At 48.7% G+C, this 19,181-nt stretch carries 18 protein-coding genes; 3 read left to right on the plus strand and 15 right to left on the minus strand.

The window, feature by feature from the left end; all coding sequences use genetic code 11:
* Window positions 1–97 precede the first annotated feature (97 nt).
* Window positions 98–841, plus strand: a complete 744-nt coding sequence (locus I2F54_RS12625; protein WP_039950658.1) for a potassium channel family protein — start codon at window positions 98–100, stop codon at window positions 839–841.
* Window positions 842–943: 102 nt separating this feature from the next.
* On the plus strand, window positions 944–2,554 hold the full coding sequence (gene gadC / locus I2F54_RS12630; protein WP_195501390.1) for a putative glutamine/gamma-aminobutyrate antiporter GadC: 1,611 nt from the start codon (window positions 944–946) through the stop codon (window positions 2,552–2,554).
* Between the two features lie 132 nt (window positions 2,555–2,686).
* Here gadC and I2F54_RS12635 read toward each other — a convergent pair whose 3' ends face one another.
* The 7 genes from I2F54_RS12635 to I2F54_RS12665 all read right to left on the minus strand — a co-directional run bounded on the left by I2F54_RS12635 (window position 2,687) and on the right by I2F54_RS12665 (window position 8,079).
* Window positions 2,687–3,652: an NAD(P)H-dependent flavin oxidoreductase gene (locus tag I2F54_RS12635; RefSeq protein ID WP_118467351.1), complete on the minus strand. Its 966-nt coding sequence runs from the start codon at window positions 3,650–3,652 to the stop codon at window positions 2,687–2,689.
* An 86-nt stretch (window positions 3,653–3,738) separates the two neighbouring features.
* Complete coding sequence (locus I2F54_RS12640) at window positions 3,739–4,410, minus strand: DUF4858 domain-containing protein (protein WP_195501391.1); 672 nt, start codon at window positions 4,408–4,410, stop codon at window positions 3,739–3,741.
* A 37-nt stretch (window positions 4,411–4,447) separates the two neighbouring features.
* Window positions 4,448–4,993: a DUF4943 family protein gene (locus I2F54_RS12645; RefSeq protein WP_118467347.1), complete on the minus strand. Its 546-nt coding sequence runs from the start codon at window positions 4,991–4,993 to the stop codon at window positions 4,448–4,450.
* A 21-nt stretch (window positions 4,994–5,014) separates the two neighbouring features.
* Window positions 5,015–6,106 carry a porin family protein gene (locus tag I2F54_RS12650; RefSeq protein WP_195501392.1) on the minus strand — a complete coding sequence of 364 codons (1,092 nt, stop codon included), beginning with the start codon at window positions 6,104–6,106 and terminating at the stop codon, window positions 5,015–5,017.
* Window positions 6,090–6,701 (minus strand): RNA polymerase sigma factor, encoded by a 612-nt coding sequence (locus I2F54_RS12655; RefSeq protein WP_195501393.1) that lies wholly within the window; start codon window positions 6,699–6,701, stop codon window positions 6,090–6,092. Before I2F54_RS12655 ends, I2F54_RS12650 begins: the two co-directional genes overlap by 17 nt.
* 144 nt (window positions 6,702–6,845) lie before the next feature.
* Window positions 6,846–7,694, minus strand: coding sequence for a carboxylating nicotinate-nucleotide diphosphorylase (gene nadC / locus I2F54_RS12660; RefSeq protein ID WP_009121702.1), 849 nt, complete (start codon window positions 7,692–7,694; stop codon window positions 6,846–6,848).
* The gene (locus tag I2F54_RS12665) at window positions 7,687–8,079 is read right to left on the minus strand and encodes a DUF4783 domain-containing protein (protein WP_009121701.1); all 393 of its coding nucleotides are present in this window, start codon (window positions 8,077–8,079) and stop codon (window positions 7,687–7,689) included. The genes nadC and I2F54_RS12665 overlap by 8 nt, the downstream gene beginning before the upstream one ends.
* Window positions 8,080–8,369: 290 nt before the next feature.
* On the opposite strand from I2F54_RS12665, the gene rlmH reads away from it, so the two are divergent.
* On the plus strand, window positions 8,370–8,843 hold the full coding sequence (rlmH, locus tag I2F54_RS12670) for a 23S rRNA (pseudouridine(1915)-N(3))-methyltransferase RlmH (protein ID WP_009121699.1): 474 nt from the start codon (window positions 8,370–8,372) through the stop codon (window positions 8,841–8,843).
* A gap of 78 nt (window positions 8,844–8,921) precedes the next feature.
* Here the strand turns inward: rlmH and I2F54_RS12675 are convergent, their stop codons facing one another.
* The 8 genes from I2F54_RS12675 to I2F54_RS12710 form a co-directional block, all read right to left on the minus strand.
* Entirely contained in the window at window positions 8,922–9,269 is a 348-nt protein-coding gene (locus I2F54_RS12675; protein WP_009121698.1) for a MarR family winged helix-turn-helix transcriptional regulator, read from the minus strand.
* 9 nt (window positions 9,270–9,278) lie between these two features.
* Window positions 9,279–11,735 (minus strand): FAD-dependent oxidoreductase, encoded by a 2,457-nt coding sequence (locus I2F54_RS12680; RefSeq protein ID WP_195501394.1) that lies wholly within the window; start codon window positions 11,733–11,735, stop codon window positions 9,279–9,281.
* A 174-nt stretch (window positions 11,736–11,909) separates the two neighbouring features.
* Window positions 11,910–13,127, minus strand: a complete 1,218-nt coding sequence (locus I2F54_RS12685) for a clostripain-related cysteine peptidase (protein ID WP_129618165.1) — start codon at window positions 13,125–13,127, stop codon at window positions 11,910–11,912.
* 30 nt (window positions 13,128–13,157) lie between these two features.
* Window positions 13,158–13,550 (minus strand): hypothetical protein, encoded by a 393-nt coding sequence (locus I2F54_RS12690; protein ID WP_022218475.1) that lies wholly within the window; start codon window positions 13,548–13,550, stop codon window positions 13,158–13,160.
* Window positions 13,551–13,735: 185 nt separating this feature from the next.
* Entirely contained in the window at window positions 13,736–14,596 is an 861-nt protein-coding gene (locus I2F54_RS12695; RefSeq protein WP_002561589.1) for a sigma-70 family RNA polymerase sigma factor, read from the minus strand.
* Between the two features lie 190 nt (window positions 14,597–14,786).
* Window positions 14,787–16,316 (minus strand): Do family serine endopeptidase, encoded by a 1,530-nt coding sequence (locus I2F54_RS12700; protein ID WP_009121693.1) that lies wholly within the window; start codon window positions 16,314–16,316, stop codon window positions 14,787–14,789.
* A 323-nt stretch (window positions 16,317–16,639) separates the two neighbouring features.
* Window positions 16,640–17,974 (minus strand): transglutaminase-like domain-containing protein, encoded by a 1,335-nt coding sequence (locus I2F54_RS12705; RefSeq protein WP_022217954.1) that lies wholly within the window; start codon window positions 17,972–17,974, stop codon window positions 16,640–16,642.
* A 33-nt stretch (window positions 17,975–18,007) separates the two neighbouring features.
* On the minus strand, window positions 18,008–19,180 hold the full coding sequence (locus I2F54_RS12710) for a dipeptide epimerase (RefSeq protein WP_195501395.1): 1,173 nt from the start codon (window positions 19,178–19,180) through the stop codon (window positions 18,008–18,010).
* Between the last annotated feature and the right edge of the window lies 1 nt (window position 19,181).

Genomic DNA, 19,181 nt, shown 5'->3' on the forward strand with positions numbered 1-19,181 from the left:
AAGGTTGCTCCAAAAGCGTCGCGAACGCCGAGGGGCAACCTATTTAATGATGAATGATGAGTTGCAGGTGGCAACTCGTCACAAAACAGACCTCATTATGAAAATGGCTCTATCGGAATTCGTTTTGCGAAAAAAAGGAATATACGGCATCCTGCATGTCATCATCCTGCTGCTTTCGCTGTTTTTGGTAATCAGCATCTCCATCGATACGTTCAAAGGCATCCCTTTCTACGAGCAATCGGTGTACATGGAAGTACAGTTGTGGATTTGCGCATTGTTCCTGGCGGACTTTGTGCTGGAGTGGATTCTGGCAACAGATAAGAAACGGTATGTCGCCACGCATTTCATCTTCCTGCTGGTGGCTATTCCTTATCAGAATATCATAGCCTATATGGGCTGGACTTTCTCACCCGAAATTACCTATATGCTGCGTTTTATCCCGTTGGTACGGGGCGGCTATGCCATGGCTATCGTGGTGGGCTGGCTGACGTACAACCGCGCATCGGGTCTGTTCGTATCCTACCTGACCATGTTGCTGGCTACCGTCTACTTCTCAAGCCTTGCCTTCTACGTCATGGAGCATGGAACCAATCCTTTGGTTACGGGCTATGGCGATGCTTTGTGGTGGGCGTTCATGGATGTGACCACGGTAGGCTCCAACATAATAGCGGTCACCGTCACCGGACGGGTATTGTCCGTGCTGCTGGCGGCGTTGGGCATGATGATGTTCCCTATTTTCACAGTATATGTAACGAGCCTGGTAGAGAGGCGTAACAAGGAAAAGCAGGACTATTATAAAAAGATAGAACAGAAACAGGAGCCCGCAAACAGCGCTCCTTAATTGTTAAAACCAAGATTTTCCCTTACCCGCCGGGAACAACTGTTCCCAGGGGTTGTTATAAACGCTGATTTTGAATATATTTTTCATCTAAAACCTTAACTTATGGCAAATATTAAACAAACAGTGAAGCTGGGCGTGTTTACCCTGGCAATCATGAATGTGACGGCAGTAGTATCCCTGCGTGGACTGCCCGCCGAGGCCGTGTACGGAATGAGTTCGGCCTTCTATTACTTATTTGCGGCCATAGTTTTCCTTATCCCGACGTCACTCGTCGCTGCGGAATTGGCTGCTATGTTTCAAGACAAGCAAGGCGGTGTGTTCCGCTGGGTGGGCGAAGCCTACGGAAAGAAGCTCGGCTTCCTCGCTATCTGGGTACAGTGGATTGAAAGTACGATCTGGTATCCTACGGTGCTGACGTTCGGCGCTGTGTCCATTGCGTTTATCGGCATGAATGACGTGCACGACATGTCGCTGGCGAACAACAAGTATTACACGCTGGTCGTGGTGCTCGTTATCTACTGGCTGGCAACTTTCATCTCTCTGAAAGGTATGAGCTGGGTAGGAAAAGTCGCTAAAGTCGGCGGTTTGGTAGGTACGATTATCCCTGCCGGATTACTGATTGTACTCGGTATCATCTACCTTGCTACGGGCGGACATTCCAATATGGACTTCCACAGCAGCTTCTTCCCGGACCTGACGAACTTTGACAATGTGGTGCTCGCCGCAAGTATCTTCCTCTTTTATGCAGGTATGGAGATGGGCGGTATCCACGTGAAGGATGTCAACAATCCGTCCAAGAACTATCCGAAGGCTGTGTTTATCGGCGCGCTGATTACGGTGCTTATCTTCGTGTTGGGTACATTCGCTCTGGGTGTCATTATTCCGGCCAAGGATATCAGCCTTACACAGAGTTTGCTGGTAGGCTTCGACAACTACTTCCGTTATATCCACGCTTCCTGGTTGTCACCGATTATAGCCATTGCGCTGGCGTTCGGCGTGCTGGCAGGTGTACTGACATGGGTCGCCGGTCCGTCCAAAGGTATCTTTGCCGTAGGTAAAGCAGGTTATATGCCCCCGTTCTTCCAGAAAACGAACAAGCTGGGTGTACAAAAGAACATTCTGTTCGTGCAAGGCGGCGCTGTAACCATATTAAGCCTTTTGTTCGTGGTGATGCCTTCGGTGCAAAGCTTCTATCAGATTCTTTCACAGTTGACGGTGGTTCTTTACCTCATCATGTATATGCTGATGTTCTCCGGAGCTATCGTATTGCGTTATAAGATGAAAAAGCTGAACCGTCCGTTCCGTATCGGTAAAGGCGGTAACGGTCTGATGTGGCTTGTCGGCGGTCTCGGTTTCTGCGGCTCATTGCTCGCGTTCGTACTGAGCTTCATCCCGCCCAGCCAGATTTCTACCGGCAGCAATACCGTATGGTTCTCCGTGCTTATCATCGGCGCGCTTATCGTGGTAATCGCTCCGTTCATCATCTATGCTTCCAAGAAGCCGGGCTGGGTTGACCCGAACAGTACTTTCGAACCGTTCCATTGGGAAGAACAACCGGCCGCGCAAGTTGCGGGTAAAACAGCCACAGCGACTGCCGGAACAAGCGCTTCGGCGACCGCAAGCGAGAGCGTCGCACCTGCTTCTACGGGAAATGCTCCGTCGGCAAACGGCGGCAATGGCAGTAAAGCTCCGAATACTCCCCCTAAAGGGTAAAGACAGGCTTGCCATATAATTTTGCCTATAATGAAAAATCCTTTTGATATACATCATACAGGATTTTCATTATAGGCAAAATCTTTTATATCAACTGTCAAACTAAAACAAGCAGCAAATCAAAAGCCGGACTTACACTTCCAAACGCTCGAAGATATTGGCGGCAAGCGTTTCGCACGCCCGCTGATAGTCCGTTACCAGTTCATCCATTACTTCCGCAGCCGTCTGTATTCCTTTCTCATTGAGCAAAGCGGAAGCCTGTCCTATTTCAAGTTCGCCTTCTTCAAGGTCTCCTTCGAAAATACCGCGTTTGGCACGTCCTTTCGACAAGAGGATGCGCAACTCTTCTTCCGTAGCTCCGACAGCCTCGGCAGCCGTCACCGCCCGCTGAAAATTGCCGCGGGCCAAACGTACGGGGGATAATTTCTTTAGTAATAAACGGGTGTCACCCTCTTTCAGACGCAGGCAGTACTCTTTAAACACTTCGCTGGCGGAGCTTTCTTCGGTCAAGGCAAACCGCGTGCCGACCTGAACGCCCTCGGCTCCCAAAGCACGCATGGCGAGAATCGCCTCACCGGTGGCGATGCCGCCGGCAGCAATCAGGGGCAATGCGGTAACCGCGCGTACGGCAGGAATCAGACAAAGAGTGGTCGTCTCTTCACGCCCGTTGTGTCCGCCGGCTTCAAAGCCCTCGGCAACAATGGCGTCTACGCCGGCCGCCTCGGCTTTCATGGCGAAGCGCGATGATGAAACGACATGTACCACTGTGACGCCGTGTTTCTTCAGCCAGCCTGTCCATGCTTTAGGGTTTCCGGCAGAAGTAAACACGATACGCACCCCCTCATCTACCACAATCCGCATGATTTCTTCTATCTGGGGATACATTAAAGGAATATTTACTCCAAACGAATGATGCGTGGCCGCACGGCACTTCTGTATATGTTCGCGTAAAGTTTCGGGATGCATGGAACCTGCGCCCAACAGTCCCAAGCCACCGGCATTACTCACTGCCGACGCCAACCGCCAGCCACTACACCACACCATGCCACCTTGAATGATGGGGTATTTTATCCCAAACAGAGAAGTTATTCTATCCATTGTTTATCCTTTAAAGGTTTGTCTTTATGAAAACAAGGATAAGAGAAAGAAAGTTCAATATTTAAGAAATTAAAGACGGGATACTCCTATTTGATTATTGCCTCTTTACGGCAGGCGCTAACGGAATCACCATAAGCTTTTAATACTTCCAGCGTACGTGCGCGACGCCTCGCCGCTTTCCTGTTCCAGAACTCTTTTGTGAAAGGACGCATAAAATCGCCTGTAAATCCGCTGCTGCCGGTACCCCGCCAACTTCCTACCGCCATATTGTTGGCACGCTCGGTCACCATATAGCGCAAGCCCGTAGCTTCTATTTGTTCGATACTTTCGCGAGGCCCGGCATCCATGGGAGTTTTAGCCCAATCGGAATAGATGAAACGCGTGGTCAGTTCGTAGAACGGATCGCCCCGCCATGTATTCTTATTCACTGTAATTTTTTTCTGATAGACGGGGTCCCAGTTGTATTTGGTATTCGCGGTATAAGGCCGCAGGGTAAGCACCACCTTTTTCTCCGGCATCCGAGGCATTACGGGTAAGGCGGTATTAAAGTCCAGCCATGTTTTATGCACATCGGCTTTCGGAGAACCCGAAGGAGCATCGGCGCCCATCTCTTTCAACACGTCCGGATTCAGCTTCACCTCTCCCCCGCCATTCAGCAACCGGTGCAAACGCAAAGAGTCTTGCGGTGTCCACTCTTGAGCGTAAAGGGGGAAGGCTACCGCACAAAGCAGCCCTAAAAAGAGAATAGAATACTTCACCCGATTAATTTTTATACCTTATACTTTATACCTTATCTCACCACCACATATAGCCGCTTCCGCAAAGCGGTTCGTCATAGCAAGGGTCGATGGTCCACATGGTACGCGGATATTTCCGGCCTTCCCACCAACGGCGATAACGGGCGGCCGCATCGAGCACCTCTTCATCGGTCAGGAAGTAGATGCCCTCATAGTTTTCGGCATCCACATGCACCATTTTGCATCCCATCGAGGCGTTATGTCCCAGGCGAACCGTTTCCACCGTCCACAGAATGCACTCGCCCAACCGCAATTTCCCGCCTGCCGAATAAGATACGGGAGCCAGCGGGAAGGAAGGTATCACCGTTAAATCCTCGGCATACTTCAAGAGCTCTTCAATATCTTCTTTGGCGAACTTGGGCACATTGCTCAGCCCCTCAGGGCTTTGAGCCGAGTATTTTCCCGCCTTCAGTTGCTTCACAAACAAATCCACATCCGGATGATTATAATCCAGCGATTCTTCTCCGCAAGATACAAGCGCAAGGCAGCATACCATCGCGAGCATTACGTATCCGTATTTATATATTTTACAAAGAGTATTCATTTTGTTGTACTGTCTTTAAGGTTAATAAGTCATACGCACTCCGCACAAAAGGTTCAGGTTCGTGGGGCGTTCCGTTCGCAAAGTTCCGGTTTCGGAATCCGTATCGAAATGATGGGAAACCGAAGGCTCGGCAAACAAAGCAAAGCGGTCGTTCAATTTGTAACGCACCCCTACTCCTGCCGCTACCGACAGTTGAACGGGCTCCGCATGAAAGCCGTTATCCGAAGCGCCGGCAATACATTTTTCGGCGGCTCCGCCTACGGTGGCATATAAATCGACTTTCGGAGTACTTGCCAGCGTCATATTCAATTTTACGGGAATGGCCAAAGTGTGCAGCGTACGGTCGGCGGGCAAACGATTGTACCGGATACCCGTTTCCAAAGCGAGCCAATTGTTCAGACTGCGTTCCACTGTAACTCCCGCCGTCAGCGGCATATTGCAGTCGCCTTCAGGGAGCGAGGTGCCGAGGGCCGCTTTCAACGCCCACTTACGCGATTTCCGATATTTTACAGGAGCGGATTCCTGTTCTTCTTCCGCGGGAACAGCGGAAAAGGCATCCGAAACAGCGTCTGCCTGAGCAGTGGCGTTCTGATAAGGACTACCGACCTGTGAAACGGTATTGTTGTCGAAGTAACCGCCACCGGCCTGTACCCGCTGCCTGATAGTAATGGAAAGCCGGACGGAAACGGATTCGCCCTCATCTTCCGCCTGGTCAGTCAGGCCTGCGGGAGTTCCGCTTGCGGGTCGCTTCATTCCGGGATGCTGCGCCGTCGGGGTTGCCGGACGGATGGACGGGAAAGACTCCTGCACCACATCACCGTTCAGACTGCCTTCCGGTGTCAAAACAGCCACTTGCGTAAAGGCTTCCTTTATTTCCTCTTTCGGAGAGAAGTACCAGAAAGCGGCCGATGCGGCTCCCAACACAAATATAACGGATGCGGCAGCCGCCACCCGATAATATTTCGGAGAAAGAAACGCAGCCCTCTTCCGGTCTTCCGAGGCGGAAGACGCCACGTCTTCCCGCAACTTCTCCCAGAAGCCTTCGCGTACCGTCATCTCTGTGCCGGCCAGACGGCTGCGGAACAATCCGGTTATTTCATCTTTTTCTCTCATATTCGGTATATTCTTTAATTCTTTTCGCTAACATACACTTGGCACGATGCAATTGCGAGGTAGACGAATGCTCCTTGATATGGAGCAGCTCCGCTATTTCCTTGTGCGACTTTTCCTCGAAGACGTACAAGTTGAACACGGTACGGCATCCGTCGGGAAGCTCCGCCACAAATGCCATCAGCACTTCTTCCGACAAGCGGCTCCCGCTTTCGGCAACACTTGCTTCGTCCTGCACATCGGGAAGCCGTTCTTCGTTTACCACCAGTTGGCTGAAACGGTGCTTCCGCCGCAGATAGTCGATGGCCTGCGTCACCATGACCCTCGTCACCCATGTGCTCAACGCACATTCGCCACGAAACGTGAAACGGGTGAAGATTTTGATAAAGCCGTCATGCAAAACATCGTGCGCCGCATCCATATCGCCCGTATAACGGTAGCACACAGCCAACATCTGTTTGGAATAGAGAGTGTAAAGTTCCTTTCGGGCGGAATCCTTTCCTGCCCGGCAGCCCTCTATCAGTTCTATCTCATTTTCCAATGTCAGTGCTCGTTTTACGGACGCCTCTTCGCGTCGTTTGTCAGTTAGACGCAGCATCCGGAAGAATGCTGCAACAGAATCTCTAAAAAGAAGTTAAAGAATCGCAGGATTAAAACAGAAGACCTTCCATAAGCTTGCTTACACGATGCAATCCTTACAGAAGGTCTTACTTTTATTCAGGTTATCAATGCAGGCGCTTTATCAGCAAGCTTTAAAGCTCATGTCCAGTCCTTTTACGGAATGCGTCAAAGCACCCACCGAAATAAAGTCTACTCCACATTCGGCATAGTCGCGCAGTGTATCGAAAGTAATGCCGCCGGAAGATTCCGTTTCGTAACGTCCCGCTACCATTTCCACGGCTTTTCTGGTCATTTCAGGTGTAAAGTTATCGAACATGATACGGTCTACACCGCCCAAATCGAGTACCTGTTGCAGTTCATCGAAGTTGCGCACTTCAATCTCTATCTTGAGGTCTTTGCCTTTCTCCTTGCAATATTCTTTGGCGCGGGTAATGGCTTTGTCGATACCGCCGGCAAAATCCACATGATTGTCTTTCAGCAGAATCATATCGAACAAGCCGATACGGTGGTTCACGCCGCCGCCTATCTTTACAGCCATCTTCTCCAGAATACGCATGCCCGGAGTTGTCTTGCGGGTATCGAGCACACGGGTATTCGTTCCTTTCAACTTCCCGGCATACCGATGTGTCATGGTAGCGATACCGCTCATACGCTGCATAATGTTGAGCATCAGACGCTCGGTCTGCAACAGAGATTGTATCCTGCCTTCCACGATCATGGCTACGTCACCCGGCTTCACTTCCGCACCGTCGTTGATGAATACTTCCACTTTCATTTCAGGGTCGAAACGGCGGAACACTTCTTTGGCTACTTCAATGCCGGCAAGGATACCGGTTTCTTTAATCAAAAGTTTGGATTTGCCCATTGCCGTGGCAGGGATACACGAAAGGGTGGTGTGGTCACCATCGCCTATATCCTCAGCAAAGGCCAGGTCTATCAGCCTGTCAATCAATTCTTCTTCCTTATTCATTTGTTTTATCTATTCTTATTTGATGTATCACGTATTTGTCCGCCACTTTTCTAAAGAAACAATTCACCCGGAAGTTTCCGTTTGCGGTTGCCAACGTACCGACAATGAAGCCCGATTCATTGCGTTTTCCCTGATGGTTCACCGTAAAACCGCTCACCTGATTGCCGGAAAAGAAAGCGGCCATCTTTCCCTCTGCCGTCCGGCGGTCGACATTGATTGAACGATTCTCCAGAATCAGCTCTACTTTATCACTCAGATGCCCGTTCAGCTCCTGAGAATCTCCCTTCTTAAAGGCCGTGACCACTCCTGCCGGCACATCTTGCGCCATGAGCGAAACCGCCCGGACAAAGAGGCAGAGCCATAATATTACTACTCGTTTATTCATTTTCACAAGTATTAATGATAGGCAAAGGTAAGCAAATCTTGTAAATAACAAGAAAAAAGGCCGATTTTATTTTATTAACCTTCCATAAGTACAGCCATCATGGAAGGAATAATTCGTCCTGCGGGATGGAATTATCCGTCCCGCAAGACGGATTGTTTCATCTCACGGGATGAATTTATTTGTCTCGTGAGACGGATTATTCCGTCCCATGGGATGAAATAAATAATACACAGAGAAAAGCGGCATTCTCACGAGAAAGGGTTATTTTTGCACGAAAATCAGTAATTCACATGAAAACGACTTTGCTCGTCGTAGGACGAACCGTAGAACAGCACTTTATCACAGCCATCAATGACTACATACAGCGCACACGGCGCTATCTCTCGTTTGATATGGAAGTCATCCCGGAGTTGAAAAATACCAAAAGCCTTTCCATGGACGTACAAAAAGAGAAAGAGGGCGAGCTCATCCTGAAAGCTCTCCAACCGGGTGATGTAGTGGTGCTGCTGGACGAGGGAGGAAAAGAAATGCGCTCCATAGAGTTCGCGGACTATATGAAGCGCAAGATGAATACCGTAAACAAACGGCTGGTTTTTATTATCGGCGGACCTTACGGTTTCTCCCCCAAAGTTTATGCAGCGGCACACGAGAAACTGTCTCTTTCGCGCATGACCTTTTCGCATCAGATGATAAGGCTTATCTTCGTGGAGCAGCTTTACCGTGCTATGACGATACTGAACGGCGGACCGTATCACCACGAATAATCGCGAGAAAGCCTCTCCCTGAACCTGTCTCCGGATACAGACACCGCAGACGGTATCCCGGCACAGATACAGCCCCTCTTAAACAATCTCCTGCAACAGAGCCGGAATTTCGGGAGTACTGTTCTTTATAACCGTAATACGGTTCTTCCCTTCCGGCGTCAACGCGAAGTGCATCTGACGCTTATCCGCTTTTCCCACCAGGCGGGTTATCAGCTTCTTCTCCTCTACCGAACGGATTATCTTGGAAGCATTGGAGGCTGACAGTCCGAGCGCTTCCGCTATCTCGCTGGAAGTGAGTTTGGGGGTGTTGAGCAGGGTACACAACAGCATACCCTCATTCAACGACAAATCAAACTCCTGCATGAATTTTACTTCAAACTCGGCTATCGCCCGGTAAATATCGCGGATTCTACATAAAGTTTCCATTATTCCTGTTTATATAAATAGATTCACATTCGCCTTGTCCGCGCGCTCCATATAGGTAGCTACACCGCCTATGGTAACTTCGTCCAGCAATTCTTCGCGCCGGATACCCATCATATCCATAGACATCTGACAAGCTATAAATTCAACGCCCTGCGCCAACGCCTGAGAACGCAACGATTCCAACGAATCTATCCCTTTCCGTTTCATCAGGAAGCGCATCATCCGGCTGCCCATTCCCATCATATTCATCTTGGACAGTTTCAGTTTCAATGAGTTGGACGGGAGCATCATGCCGAACATCTTTCCGAAAATATCTTTCTCCGTCCGGGGTTTCTGCATCTTCTTCAAGACATTCAATCCCCAGAAGGTGAAGAATATCGACACTTTCTGTCCGGTGGCCGCTGCGCCGTTAGCGAGTACAAAGGTAGCTAAAGCCTTGTCTAAATCATCGCTAAAAAGAATTAAAGTTTTTCCCCGTCCGCCTGCTGCCGGAAGAGATGACGGACAGGCACAGGCCTCATCGCCCTTTTCAAGCAACACCGTGTAACGTCCTTTTTCTTCTTTTTTCTCTATCAGTTTGTTGCCCGTCGTGGCGCACCAGGCAGAAGCGTCACGTGCGAAACCCGCATCGGTCGCCACAATTTCCACCCGCTCGCCCGGAGCAATGCTGTCCATGGCTTTCTTTACCTGCATGATAGGGCCGGGACATTGCAGGCCGCAGGCATTAACCCTCAAAGGTTCTTTGGCAGAACCGCCCTGCGCCGATTGTGACGGAGCGGATGCAGCAGGCTGCGCCGGCGATGGTGCCGTAGGAGCAGGAACGGGCGCCACTGCCGTAGAATAGGTCTTATATCCGCCTATCAAGTTGAATGTGTTACGATAGCCGCGCCCTATCAGGATACGTTGCGCCAGATATCCGCGCAAACCTACGGCGCAGAAGAGAACAACGGGCTTATCCGTAGGTATTTCCGACAAATGGTCGCGCATCCCGTCCAGCGGAATATTGACAGCTCCCGGAATCGTTCCGAACGAGAATTCCTCGGGCGTACGGGCATCTATCAGCATTACCTCGTCTTTCTTCTCAGCCAGTTCGCGCCAGGAGATAACCGGCATTGCGCCGCTGATAATATTGGAAGCCACATATCCGGCTATGGCGATGGGGTCTTTTGCCGATGAGAAAGGCGGCGCATAGGCGTGTTCCGTTTCCATCAAATCATAAACGGTTCCACCGTGTTTGATAAGTCCCGCTATCTGGTCGATGCGCTTATCCACTCCCTCATAACCCACACATTGCGCACCATAGAGTTTACCGGTTTTCGGGTGGAACGTCAGTTTCAAAGTCAAGGGCAATGCATCGGGATAATAGCCTGCGTGCGAAGCCGAATGGGTCACCGAGCTTTGATACTCCATTCCCCATTGTTTCAGACGCTTGGCGGCCAGTCCGGTAGACGCTACCGTCATATCGAAGACTTTGGCGATGGATGTACCGATGGCGCCTTCATAGGATGTGGTATTGCCCAATGCCATATTGTCGGCAACAATACGTCCCTGACGGTTGGCCGGATTAGCCAGATAGTTGAGCCACGGTTTTCCGGTCAGCGGATGAGGATATTCGATGGCATCGCCTACGGCATAGATGTCTTTTACGGAAGTTTCCAAGTGCTCGTCCACCCAGATACCGCCCATTTCCCCCAACTTCAGACCGGCCTGTTGCGCCAATGCCGTTGCCGGACGCACACCGATAGAAAGCAATACCATATCGGCGGGAATCGTCTTTCCGCTTTTCAGGAAGACAGTAATTCCCTGTTCGGTGCGACGGAAATGGGTAACGCCCTCTTCCAAGTAAAGGGAAACGCCTTTTTGAATTAAATGCTGGTGGATATGTGCAGCCATAGAGAAATCGATGGGCGCCATAACCTGATTACCCATTTCTACAACCGAAACCGCAACGCCCGCATGATGCAGGTTTTCCGCCATTTCAAGTCCGATGAAGCCCGCTCCCACTACAACCGCGCGTTTTACTTGTTTGTCTGTGATATAAGCCTTGATTTGGTCGGTATCTTCCACATTGCGAAGCGTAAAGATGCCTTCCGAATCGATGCCTTCCAAAGGCGGTTTTACCGGATTGGCTCCCGGAGAAAGCAGAAGTTTGTCATAAGTTTCTTCATATTCCTTTCCGTCGGCTTTACGGATAGTCAGTGTCTTCTTTTCCGGGTCGATAGCGACCACTTCATTCTCTACCCGTACATCAATGCGGAAACGTTGGCCGAAAGATGCGGGAGTCTGAACCAACAGTTTCTCACGCTCGGCAATAACGCCACCGATATAATAAGGCAATCCGCAATTGGCATACGAAATGTATTTGCCTTTCTCCAATAAAATGATTTCAGCCTGTTCGTCTACTCTTCTTAACCGGGCGGCAGCTGTAGCTCCACCTGCAACACCACCAATAATTACATATTTCATACTTCTTTCTTTTAGTTTGATGCTGCAAAGAAAGCAATAATTTCCAATATAAAATAGTTTCCTTTGGAAAATAATGTTAATCGGTTATATTTTAATGCCATGAGAGGTGATATCCATATTGACACACCCCTCATGATATATAATATTTCATTCAAAAGTTTTTCGGAACGGGAATTACCACCCCATCTTATCGAGACCGGCAGCGGTATACCAAGCGGTGGAACGATATGCGGCGGCAGCCTGGGAGTCTAAGGAAAGGGGGATATAATGCGTGACACCATTTGTTTCCTTCATCGAAAACATTCCGGCAAACTGCGAATAATTCATCTCCGTAGTATCCCAATACTCAATAGAAGCATTAAAAGCCTGCTTCCAAACGGCATAAGCATTATCGTCCAATAAAGTTTGCATCATCTGCGAGAAATCGTAATAGCCGACATGACTTTGCCTTTCATCCTCGTAATGGGACAATCTTCGCGCGTCGTAATCAAACACTTTGCCACGGAGCGAAACGTTATCATCATCCACTCCTTCGGAAATCATCTGTTTCGTCACAGCGGCCAACTCCGCTAAAGCGTCCGTCTTTACGACACAAACAGAAGTACCCCCTGTCCAATTCGTATTAGACATGCCGGAGCCGCCGTTATATTTCTCATTGTAATGATTGAAATAGGCTTCTGCCATCTGATTTGCCGCGCCCGGTTTAAACATATAAGGAACAACCTTGTCATAAGGAGCGCCCGGACCCGGATTCTCCGTAGGGCAACCCATATAGTAATCGGCATAATCACGCACCGCATAAGCCACTTCTACGGACATCATAAAGCATGCATCGAACATGATAAAATCGAAATGAGGCATGTTATCATCCAGCACCGTCACCAAATCGGATATATTCATACGATTGTCCTGTCCTGCCCCCTTGTCTTGCCCTATCCAGCGTGTAGAGGCCGAAGGCACCGGATAAGGTATCCACCCATCCGCATGCGACCAGTAAACCAACCCGTAGCTGTCCGCCGGATATTCATAAAAAGCGCGGTGCATAACCTCTTTCATCACCGATACGTCCGTAGACACCTGCTCCGCATATTCTTTGATGACCTCTTTCTCCACATTGCCTTTCTTATCTTTTGCGATGCGAAACAAAACAGGGGTGTTTCTGTCATCCTGATATACCAACAGATTACAGGATGATGAACCGACAAGCTTCATACCCTCAATCATCTCTTCCACATCTTCCTTTGCAAACGAAGCCAAACTATTATCCGCTACGATATAAACAAGCACGGTTTTACTTCCCGCTTCGGGTGGCACAGGGTCATCATCTTGGTTACAGGACGTAAACAAAAAAAGGAAAGACGCGCACAGCAGGGTATAAAGTTTCAATCTCATAGTCATTCGTATAATTCCGGGAAGCAATGATTACTCTTCCGGCTTCTTAAAACTAAACTTGTCCGGCGCAATAGCTTGCAGCACCATTGTTCCTTTCTTATACTTCGCCTTTACCTTGACAGCTTCCTTTTCCAATTTCTTTCTGCTTTCACTGAAATAGACCATACACGTATAATCGGGTTTCTTCAAATCGTACTCCAGGTAGTTCTTCAACTGATAGCTATACAAATCGCGTTTGGGCAGAAAACCGTTCTTATCCAGCGCCGCGCTATCCAAGACCTGAATTTCCGTACAATACACTATCGAATCATTGAAAGACGCCGCTACACCAAAAGCGTAAACCGGCTTATGACTTTTCATTGTAAATGCCGTACACAAAGTAAATACGAGCATTACTGCAAATACTATTTTTACGTGCTTCATAATTTCTTTTTGTTTATTTAATGGGGCAAAGATAATGTAAACCGAAAGCAGTACAAAATAAGCACGCCTATTTTTTACGCGGAGACAGCGCTTTACCATGATTTAAAGACGGAAAAAACCGGCCGTCCACGCTGGACAGACCGGTTTACTTAATTTCTTTATTTGTCAGAAACCGATATTCTTATTTATCCCAAATAAGATTTGAGCAATTTGCTACGATTACTTTGTCTTAATCTTCTGATTGCTTTTTCTTTAATCTGGCGGACGCGCTCACGTGTGAGACCAAATTTGTCGCCGATTTCCTCTAATGTCATTTCCTGCTGTCCGATACCGAAAAACATCTGTATGATTTCTTTTTCCCTATCGGTTAACGTAGAAAGAGCTCTATCAATTTCCCTCGCAAGAGACTCGTTCACCAAAGAGCGGTCGGCCATAGGAGAGTCGTCGTTGACCAACACATCGAGCAGGCTGTTGTCTTCTCCTTCAACGAAAGGCGCGTCCACCGAAATATGGCGACCGGAAACCTTCAGCGTATCAGAGATTTTGTCAACAGGGATTTCCAATTCATCGGCAAGCTCTTCGGGAGACGGGCGACGTTCGTTTTCCTGCTCGAACTTAGAGAAAGCCTTGCTGATTTTGTTCAGCGAGCCTACCTGGTTCAAAGGGAGACGCACAATACGCGACTGCTCTGCCAAAGCCTGCAAAATGGACTGACGTATCCACCATACTGCATAACTGATGAACTTGAAACCACGTGTTTCATCGAACTTTTCGGCAGCCTTAATCAGTCCTAAATTGCCCTCGTTAATCAAGTCGGGCAAACTCAAACCCTGGTTCTGGTACTGTTTGGCTACAGATACAACGAAACGCAGATTGGCACGTGTCAATTTCTCCAGTGCAACACGGTCACCCTTGCGGATGCGCTGAGCGAGCTCTACCTCTTCTTCGACTGTAATGAGGTCTTCGCGACCGATTTCCTGCAAATACTTGTCAAGAGAAGCGCTCTCTCTGTTAGTGATACTTTTGGTAATTTTTAATTGTCTCATTCTTATAATACAGATTTGGGTTGCAAAGTTACGACAAATTATTTATTACAAACAAACTTGCCCGAACTTTTTTACCTTATTTATATCTTACTTATACAACAAAAAGGATGTCGACAAGTATTTGCCGACACCCTCTTTTTCGTCTTTCTTTGCTATTATTACAATCTTCTTACCTATCTGCCTGCTTTTGTCACTCTTGAGTTAAATCCACAGCGTAGCTTGCACGCTTGCCCGACGGGAACATACCGGTGATGAACAATACCTGATCAGGAGATTGAGTAGCCGCTTTCAGCACTTTCTCCAAATCTTCCACCGACTTCATCTGCACGTTGTTCGCTTTCAGGATAATGAAGCCCTTACGGATACCGGCATCGGCCATCTTACCGTTGGATACTCCGGTTACTTCCAAGCCATAACCCAGATTAAGCTGTCGCTTCAGTTCGGAAGATACAGGCTTGAAGGCTGCACCCAGAAGTTCCATTCCGGCGTCTTTCACAACTTTCGTATTGCCCTGAGAGTTTTTCAGAGTCAACTCAAATTCTTTCTCTTTCTTATCACGGATTACTTTTACCTTCACCTTGTCGCCCGGACGATGCTTGGCCAAAGCTTCCTGCAAATCAGTGAATTTATGCACTTTCTTACCGTCGATACCGATGATAACGTCATCCGACTTCAATACGCCGGCGGCAGAACCACCCTCTACGACTTCGGCGATCAGGACACCTTCTTTCACACCGAGTTCATCGGCTTTCTTCTTCATCTCCTCAGCCAGTCTTTCGTCCATTTGCAGGTCTGTACCCAGCGTAGTACCGGTAATACCCAGCAAAGCGCGTTGCACCGTACCGAACTGTTTTAAGTCCGCTACAACTTTCGTCATGATACTGGTAGGGATTGCAAAACCGTAACCGGAGTATGCACCTGTCGGTGAATACAGCATGGCATTGATACCGACCAGCTCGCCTCTTGCATTGACCAGCGCACCACCACTGTTACCCTGGTTGATAGCGGCATCCGTCTGGATGAAAGACTGGATATTCGCAGCCTGTCCGTTGGATGCGGTAGCGCCGATGGCACGAGCCTTTGCGCTGACGATACCGGCCGTAACGGTAGAGTTCAGGTTGAACGGATTACCTACCGCCAACACCCATTCGCCGACTTTCAGCTCGTCGGAATTGCCTACCGGCACCGTGGGGAAATCATCTCCCTCAATCTTAATCAACGCAAGGTCTGTGCTGGGGTCGGTGCCGATGATGCGGCCTTTCAGCTCACGGTCGTCATTCAGTTTTACGGTAATTTCATCAGCGCCTTCAACCACGTGATTGTTGGTTACGATGTAACCGTCCTTAGAAATAATCACACCGGAACCGAAACCTACGCGCGGCTGGGTTTGTATCTGACGCTGCTGTCCGCGGCCGTCACCGAAGAAAAAGTCAAAAATATCCGGCATACCCTGCACCGTTTGAGTTTTACTCAATTGCTTGGCGCGTATATGTACTACGGCGTGAACCGAATTCTCCGCCGCTTGTGTCAAATCAACAGGCTGCGCATCCGTTGCGTTGTAAGCGGCCAACCGCAGATTATTAGGGTTCTGTTGGAACAACTCGCCAAATGTAGCAGGCTTTTCCTTATTCAGCATCTTATAGGTGGTAACACCAGCTACTCCTGAACTAAGAATTACAATGGCTGCTACTCCAAGGATGTTTTTTGTTGTCTGTTTCATATTACTTTCTATTCTCTTTAATTGTTAATATTCAAATATTATTTAACATTCTGACGTTAAAATAACGACAAAAATCGTTCAGTTATTCCGCTTGTCACTCTTTTTTGTTCTCTTTTAACAGTGAATATTTAGGGCTTAACAGCGGTTAACGGCAACGACTGCCAAATTAGCATTTGTGTACGATTACTGTCTGTTAAAAGACTGACAGATAGACGAAATAAAAACACACCGTCCGTTTGCCTGTAACAGATGATGCGTTGAGGGCAAACAGACCGTGCGTTTACCTCAAACGTACGGTCTGTTTTAAAGTTGCATGCTATATCCTAATAATTAAGGTAATCAATGTCCATATGGTAGCTCCACTGCGGAAAATAAAGGTTTCCGCCTTCCCACTCTACCTCACCGCGCTGGAAGTCCACCGTTTCGCTACGCGGATATTTCTTTTCGGGTACCAACGGCATACCGTAATCGGTATTCACAATCATACGCCAGGAGTCGATGCCGCCCATGAAGAAATACTCTTCATCGGCATTGCGGGCGAAAGTCGGTATTCCGAACGATTGGTCGACAGGCACCCACCCTACACCTTCAAAATACACCTCCGCCCAATCGTGCAGGTTCCAAGCACGGGGATGCATCATGAAACCGCTCTGGAAATGCGCGGGAATACCGCTGATGCGGCATAAGGTAATGAATAAAAGGCTGACCTGACCGCAGTCGCCGTGACGGTTGTCCAATACATATTCCGGGATATTCTCAATCGTGGAATATTCGCGGGCGGACGCCCAGGGGAAGTTATCGTTGACCCAGCGGAAAATACGCTTCGCCTTTAAATAAGGATTGTTTTCGCCTGCTGTCAATTTGGCAGCCAGCTCACGCAGACGCGGAGAGAAAATGATATGCTTCTCCCGCTCGGCGGTATATTCCTTATAAAGAGCGGTAGCCGTATCATAGGGCTGGACATCTTCCGCACGCAGATTATGCCATTCTCCGCAAGACGTATATTCAAACGTCTCGGAGAATACGGTAGGCTCACCTTTCACCGCGCGCTTCTCCATATAGAGCGTACTGTGCCGGCAGTCTTGCGGAGAAAAGACATACTCCGGCTCGCTGGCAGAAATAAATTTCACGTCCGTCTGCCGGGACTGGTCTTTACGGGGATAAGGCAGCCAGCAGCGAATCATCTTTCCCGCAGGAACAGCATTGGTGTCTACCGTCAGCGTATAAGTGACGCGCATCCGTTTAGGAGCGACTATCGCTTTCTTGTCCTTCTTCACGGCGGCAATGATTTCCGGCAGGTTCTCCTTGTTCACCTGTTCGCTCCCGCTCAATGCAGTACCTTCTTTGGCTGTTTTTATATCATAACAGGCCGAATCCACACGAAACAGATTAGGCCCGGCATTACGGAAATAGCGTTTTTCACCATCCAAGGTCATGCACTCCAAAGCATTGGACGCTTCCCACCGGCGCATTTGTTCGTCCGTCACATCAGGAATATACTTTTCGATATAGTCTTTCACCTGGGCTTCCGTCAAACAGAAATCCGTAAGCAGGCGTTGGTGTAAATCATCGTCCCAACTATATGGTTTGCTTTCAGGCTTCGTGCCGCAAGCGGAAGCAAGAACAAACAGGAATACGGTATATACTAATTTCCTCATGGAGAGATTTATAATTTAGGATTTATCATGCATTTAAAGTTTCACGACTCCGATACCCGGCAAATCCGGCAGCGTAATCTTTCCCTTCACAACTTCCATACCCTTGAAGCGGTCGTTGGCTATCAACAAACTGCCGTCCAAATCGGCAAAGTCCACCGCCGGAGAGAATTGCGAGGCCGCGGAAATGGCGCACGAAGTTTCGGTCATACAACCCACCATGACTTTCATGCCCAAAGCACGCGCCAGTGTCACCATTTTCCATGCCTCACGCATACCTGTACACTTCATCAGTTTGATATTGATACCGGTAAAGGCGTCTTTCAGCCCTACTATATCCTTCAAACGTTGAATGGACTCGTCCGCGAATATCGGCAACGGGCTTTGTCCGGTTACCCACGCGATATCATCCAATTGTTCTTTAGGCATGGGCTGCTCTATCATCACAATGCCTTTCTCTTTCAGCCAGTGAATCATATCAAGCGCATAATATTTGTCTTTCCAGCCCTGATTGGCGTCAACGGCGATGGGAAGAGCCGTCACCGAACGGATGGTCTCAATCATCTCCTTATCGTTATCACGTCCCAGCTTCACTTTCAGAATATTGAACTGCTCGGCGCACTCTTTTGTCTTTTCACGTACCACATCGGGCGTATCGATACCGATGGTAAATGTGGTGGAAGGTGCTTTCTCCTTATCCAATCCCCAGATTTTATACCAGGGAGCCTGCAACAATTTACCCACCAAATCATGCAAAGCGATATCCACCGCGGTTTTAGCCGCCGCATCGCCGGCAGAGAGACTGTCTATATAGCTTAGAATATCCTCCAGCCGAAAAGGATCGGAAAACTGTCCGATAACACCCTGTACTTTCTTCAGAAAAGCCAGCACGCTATCCATCGTACCCAATTCGTGTTGCAGATAGGGCGGCATGGACGCTTCGCCATAGCCGACGATGCCGTCATACTCTATTTCGACCTGCACATCGGGAGTAGTGGTGCGCGAATAAGTAGCCACCGTAAACACATGGCGCAACTTCAATTCATACGGAAAGAAACGCAGCTTCATTTTAGGCGTAACGCCACTCTTCTTATTGATATTGAACAAAGCGGGCATTGCACTTTCACCTGCCAATACGCTATTGATAGCCATGCCCGAGCCTAATGCGGCAAAGGCGGCGGTCTTTAAAAAGTCTCTTCTGTTTTGCATG

Origin of the sequence: Bacteroides clarus, assembly GCF_015555825.1 — a bacterium.
Taxonomy (GTDB): Bacteria; Bacteroidota; Bacteroidia; order Bacteroidales; family Bacteroidaceae; genus Bacteroides; species Bacteroides clarus.

Excerpts from the sequence above, each read along its gene's own strand:
- I2F54_RS12625 (WP_039950658.1), top strand. The coding sequence starts at position 98 with ATGAAAATGGCTCTATCGGAATTCGTTTTGCGAAAAAAAGGAATATAC.
- gadC (WP_195501390.1), top strand. The coding sequence starts at position 944 with ATGGCAAATATTAAACAAACAGTGAAGCTGGGCGTGTTTACCCTGGCA.
- I2F54_RS12635 (WP_118467351.1), bottom strand. The coding sequence starts at position 3,652 with ATGGATAGAATAACTTCTCTGTTTGGGATAAAATACCCCATCATTCAA.
- I2F54_RS12645 (WP_118467347.1), bottom strand. The coding sequence starts at position 4,993 with ATGAATACTCTTTGTAAAATATATAAATACGGATACGTAATGCTCGCG.
- I2F54_RS12650 (WP_195501392.1), bottom strand. The coding sequence starts at position 6,106 with ATGAGAGAAAAAGATGAAATAACCGGATTGTTCCGCAGCCGTCTGGCC.
- I2F54_RS12655 (WP_195501393.1), bottom strand. The coding sequence starts at position 6,701 with ATGCTGCGTCTAACTGACAAACGACGCGAAGAGGCGTCCGTAAAACGA.
- nadC (WP_009121702.1), bottom strand. The coding sequence starts at position 7,694 with ATGAATAAGGAAGAAGAATTGATTGACAGGCTGATAGACCTGGCCTTT.
- I2F54_RS12665 (WP_009121701.1), bottom strand. The coding sequence starts at position 8,079 with ATGAATAAACGAGTAGTAATATTATGGCTCTGCCTCTTTGTCCGGGCG.
- rlmH (WP_009121699.1), top strand. The coding sequence starts at position 8,370 with ATGAAAACGACTTTGCTCGTCGTAGGACGAACCGTAGAACAGCACTTT.
- I2F54_RS12675 (WP_009121698.1), bottom strand. The coding sequence starts at position 9,269 with ATGGAAACTTTATGTAGAATCCGCGATATTTACCGGGCGATAGCCGAG.
- I2F54_RS12680 (WP_195501394.1), bottom strand. The coding sequence starts at position 11,735 with ATGAAATATGTAATTATTGGTGGTGTTGCAGGTGGAGCTACAGCTGCC.
- I2F54_RS12685 (WP_129618165.1), bottom strand. The coding sequence starts at position 13,127 with ATGAGATTGAAACTTTATACCCTGCTGTGCGCGTCTTTCCTTTTTTTG.
- I2F54_RS12690 (WP_022218475.1), bottom strand. The coding sequence starts at position 13,550 with ATGAAGCACGTAAAAATAGTATTTGCAGTAATGCTCGTATTTACTTTG.
- I2F54_RS12695 (WP_002561589.1), bottom strand. The coding sequence starts at position 14,596 with ATGAGACAATTAAAAATTACCAAAAGTATCACTAACAGAGAGAGCGCT.
- I2F54_RS12700 (WP_009121693.1), bottom strand. The coding sequence starts at position 16,316 with ATGAAACAGACAACAAAAAACATCCTTGGAGTAGCAGCCATTGTAATT.
- I2F54_RS12705 (WP_022217954.1), bottom strand. The coding sequence starts at position 17,974 with ATGAGGAAATTAGTATATACCGTATTCCTGTTTGTTCTTGCTTCCGCT.
- I2F54_RS12710 (WP_195501395.1), bottom strand. The coding sequence starts at position 19,180 with ATGCAAAACAGAAGAGACTTTTTAAAGACCGCCGCCTTTGCCGCATTA.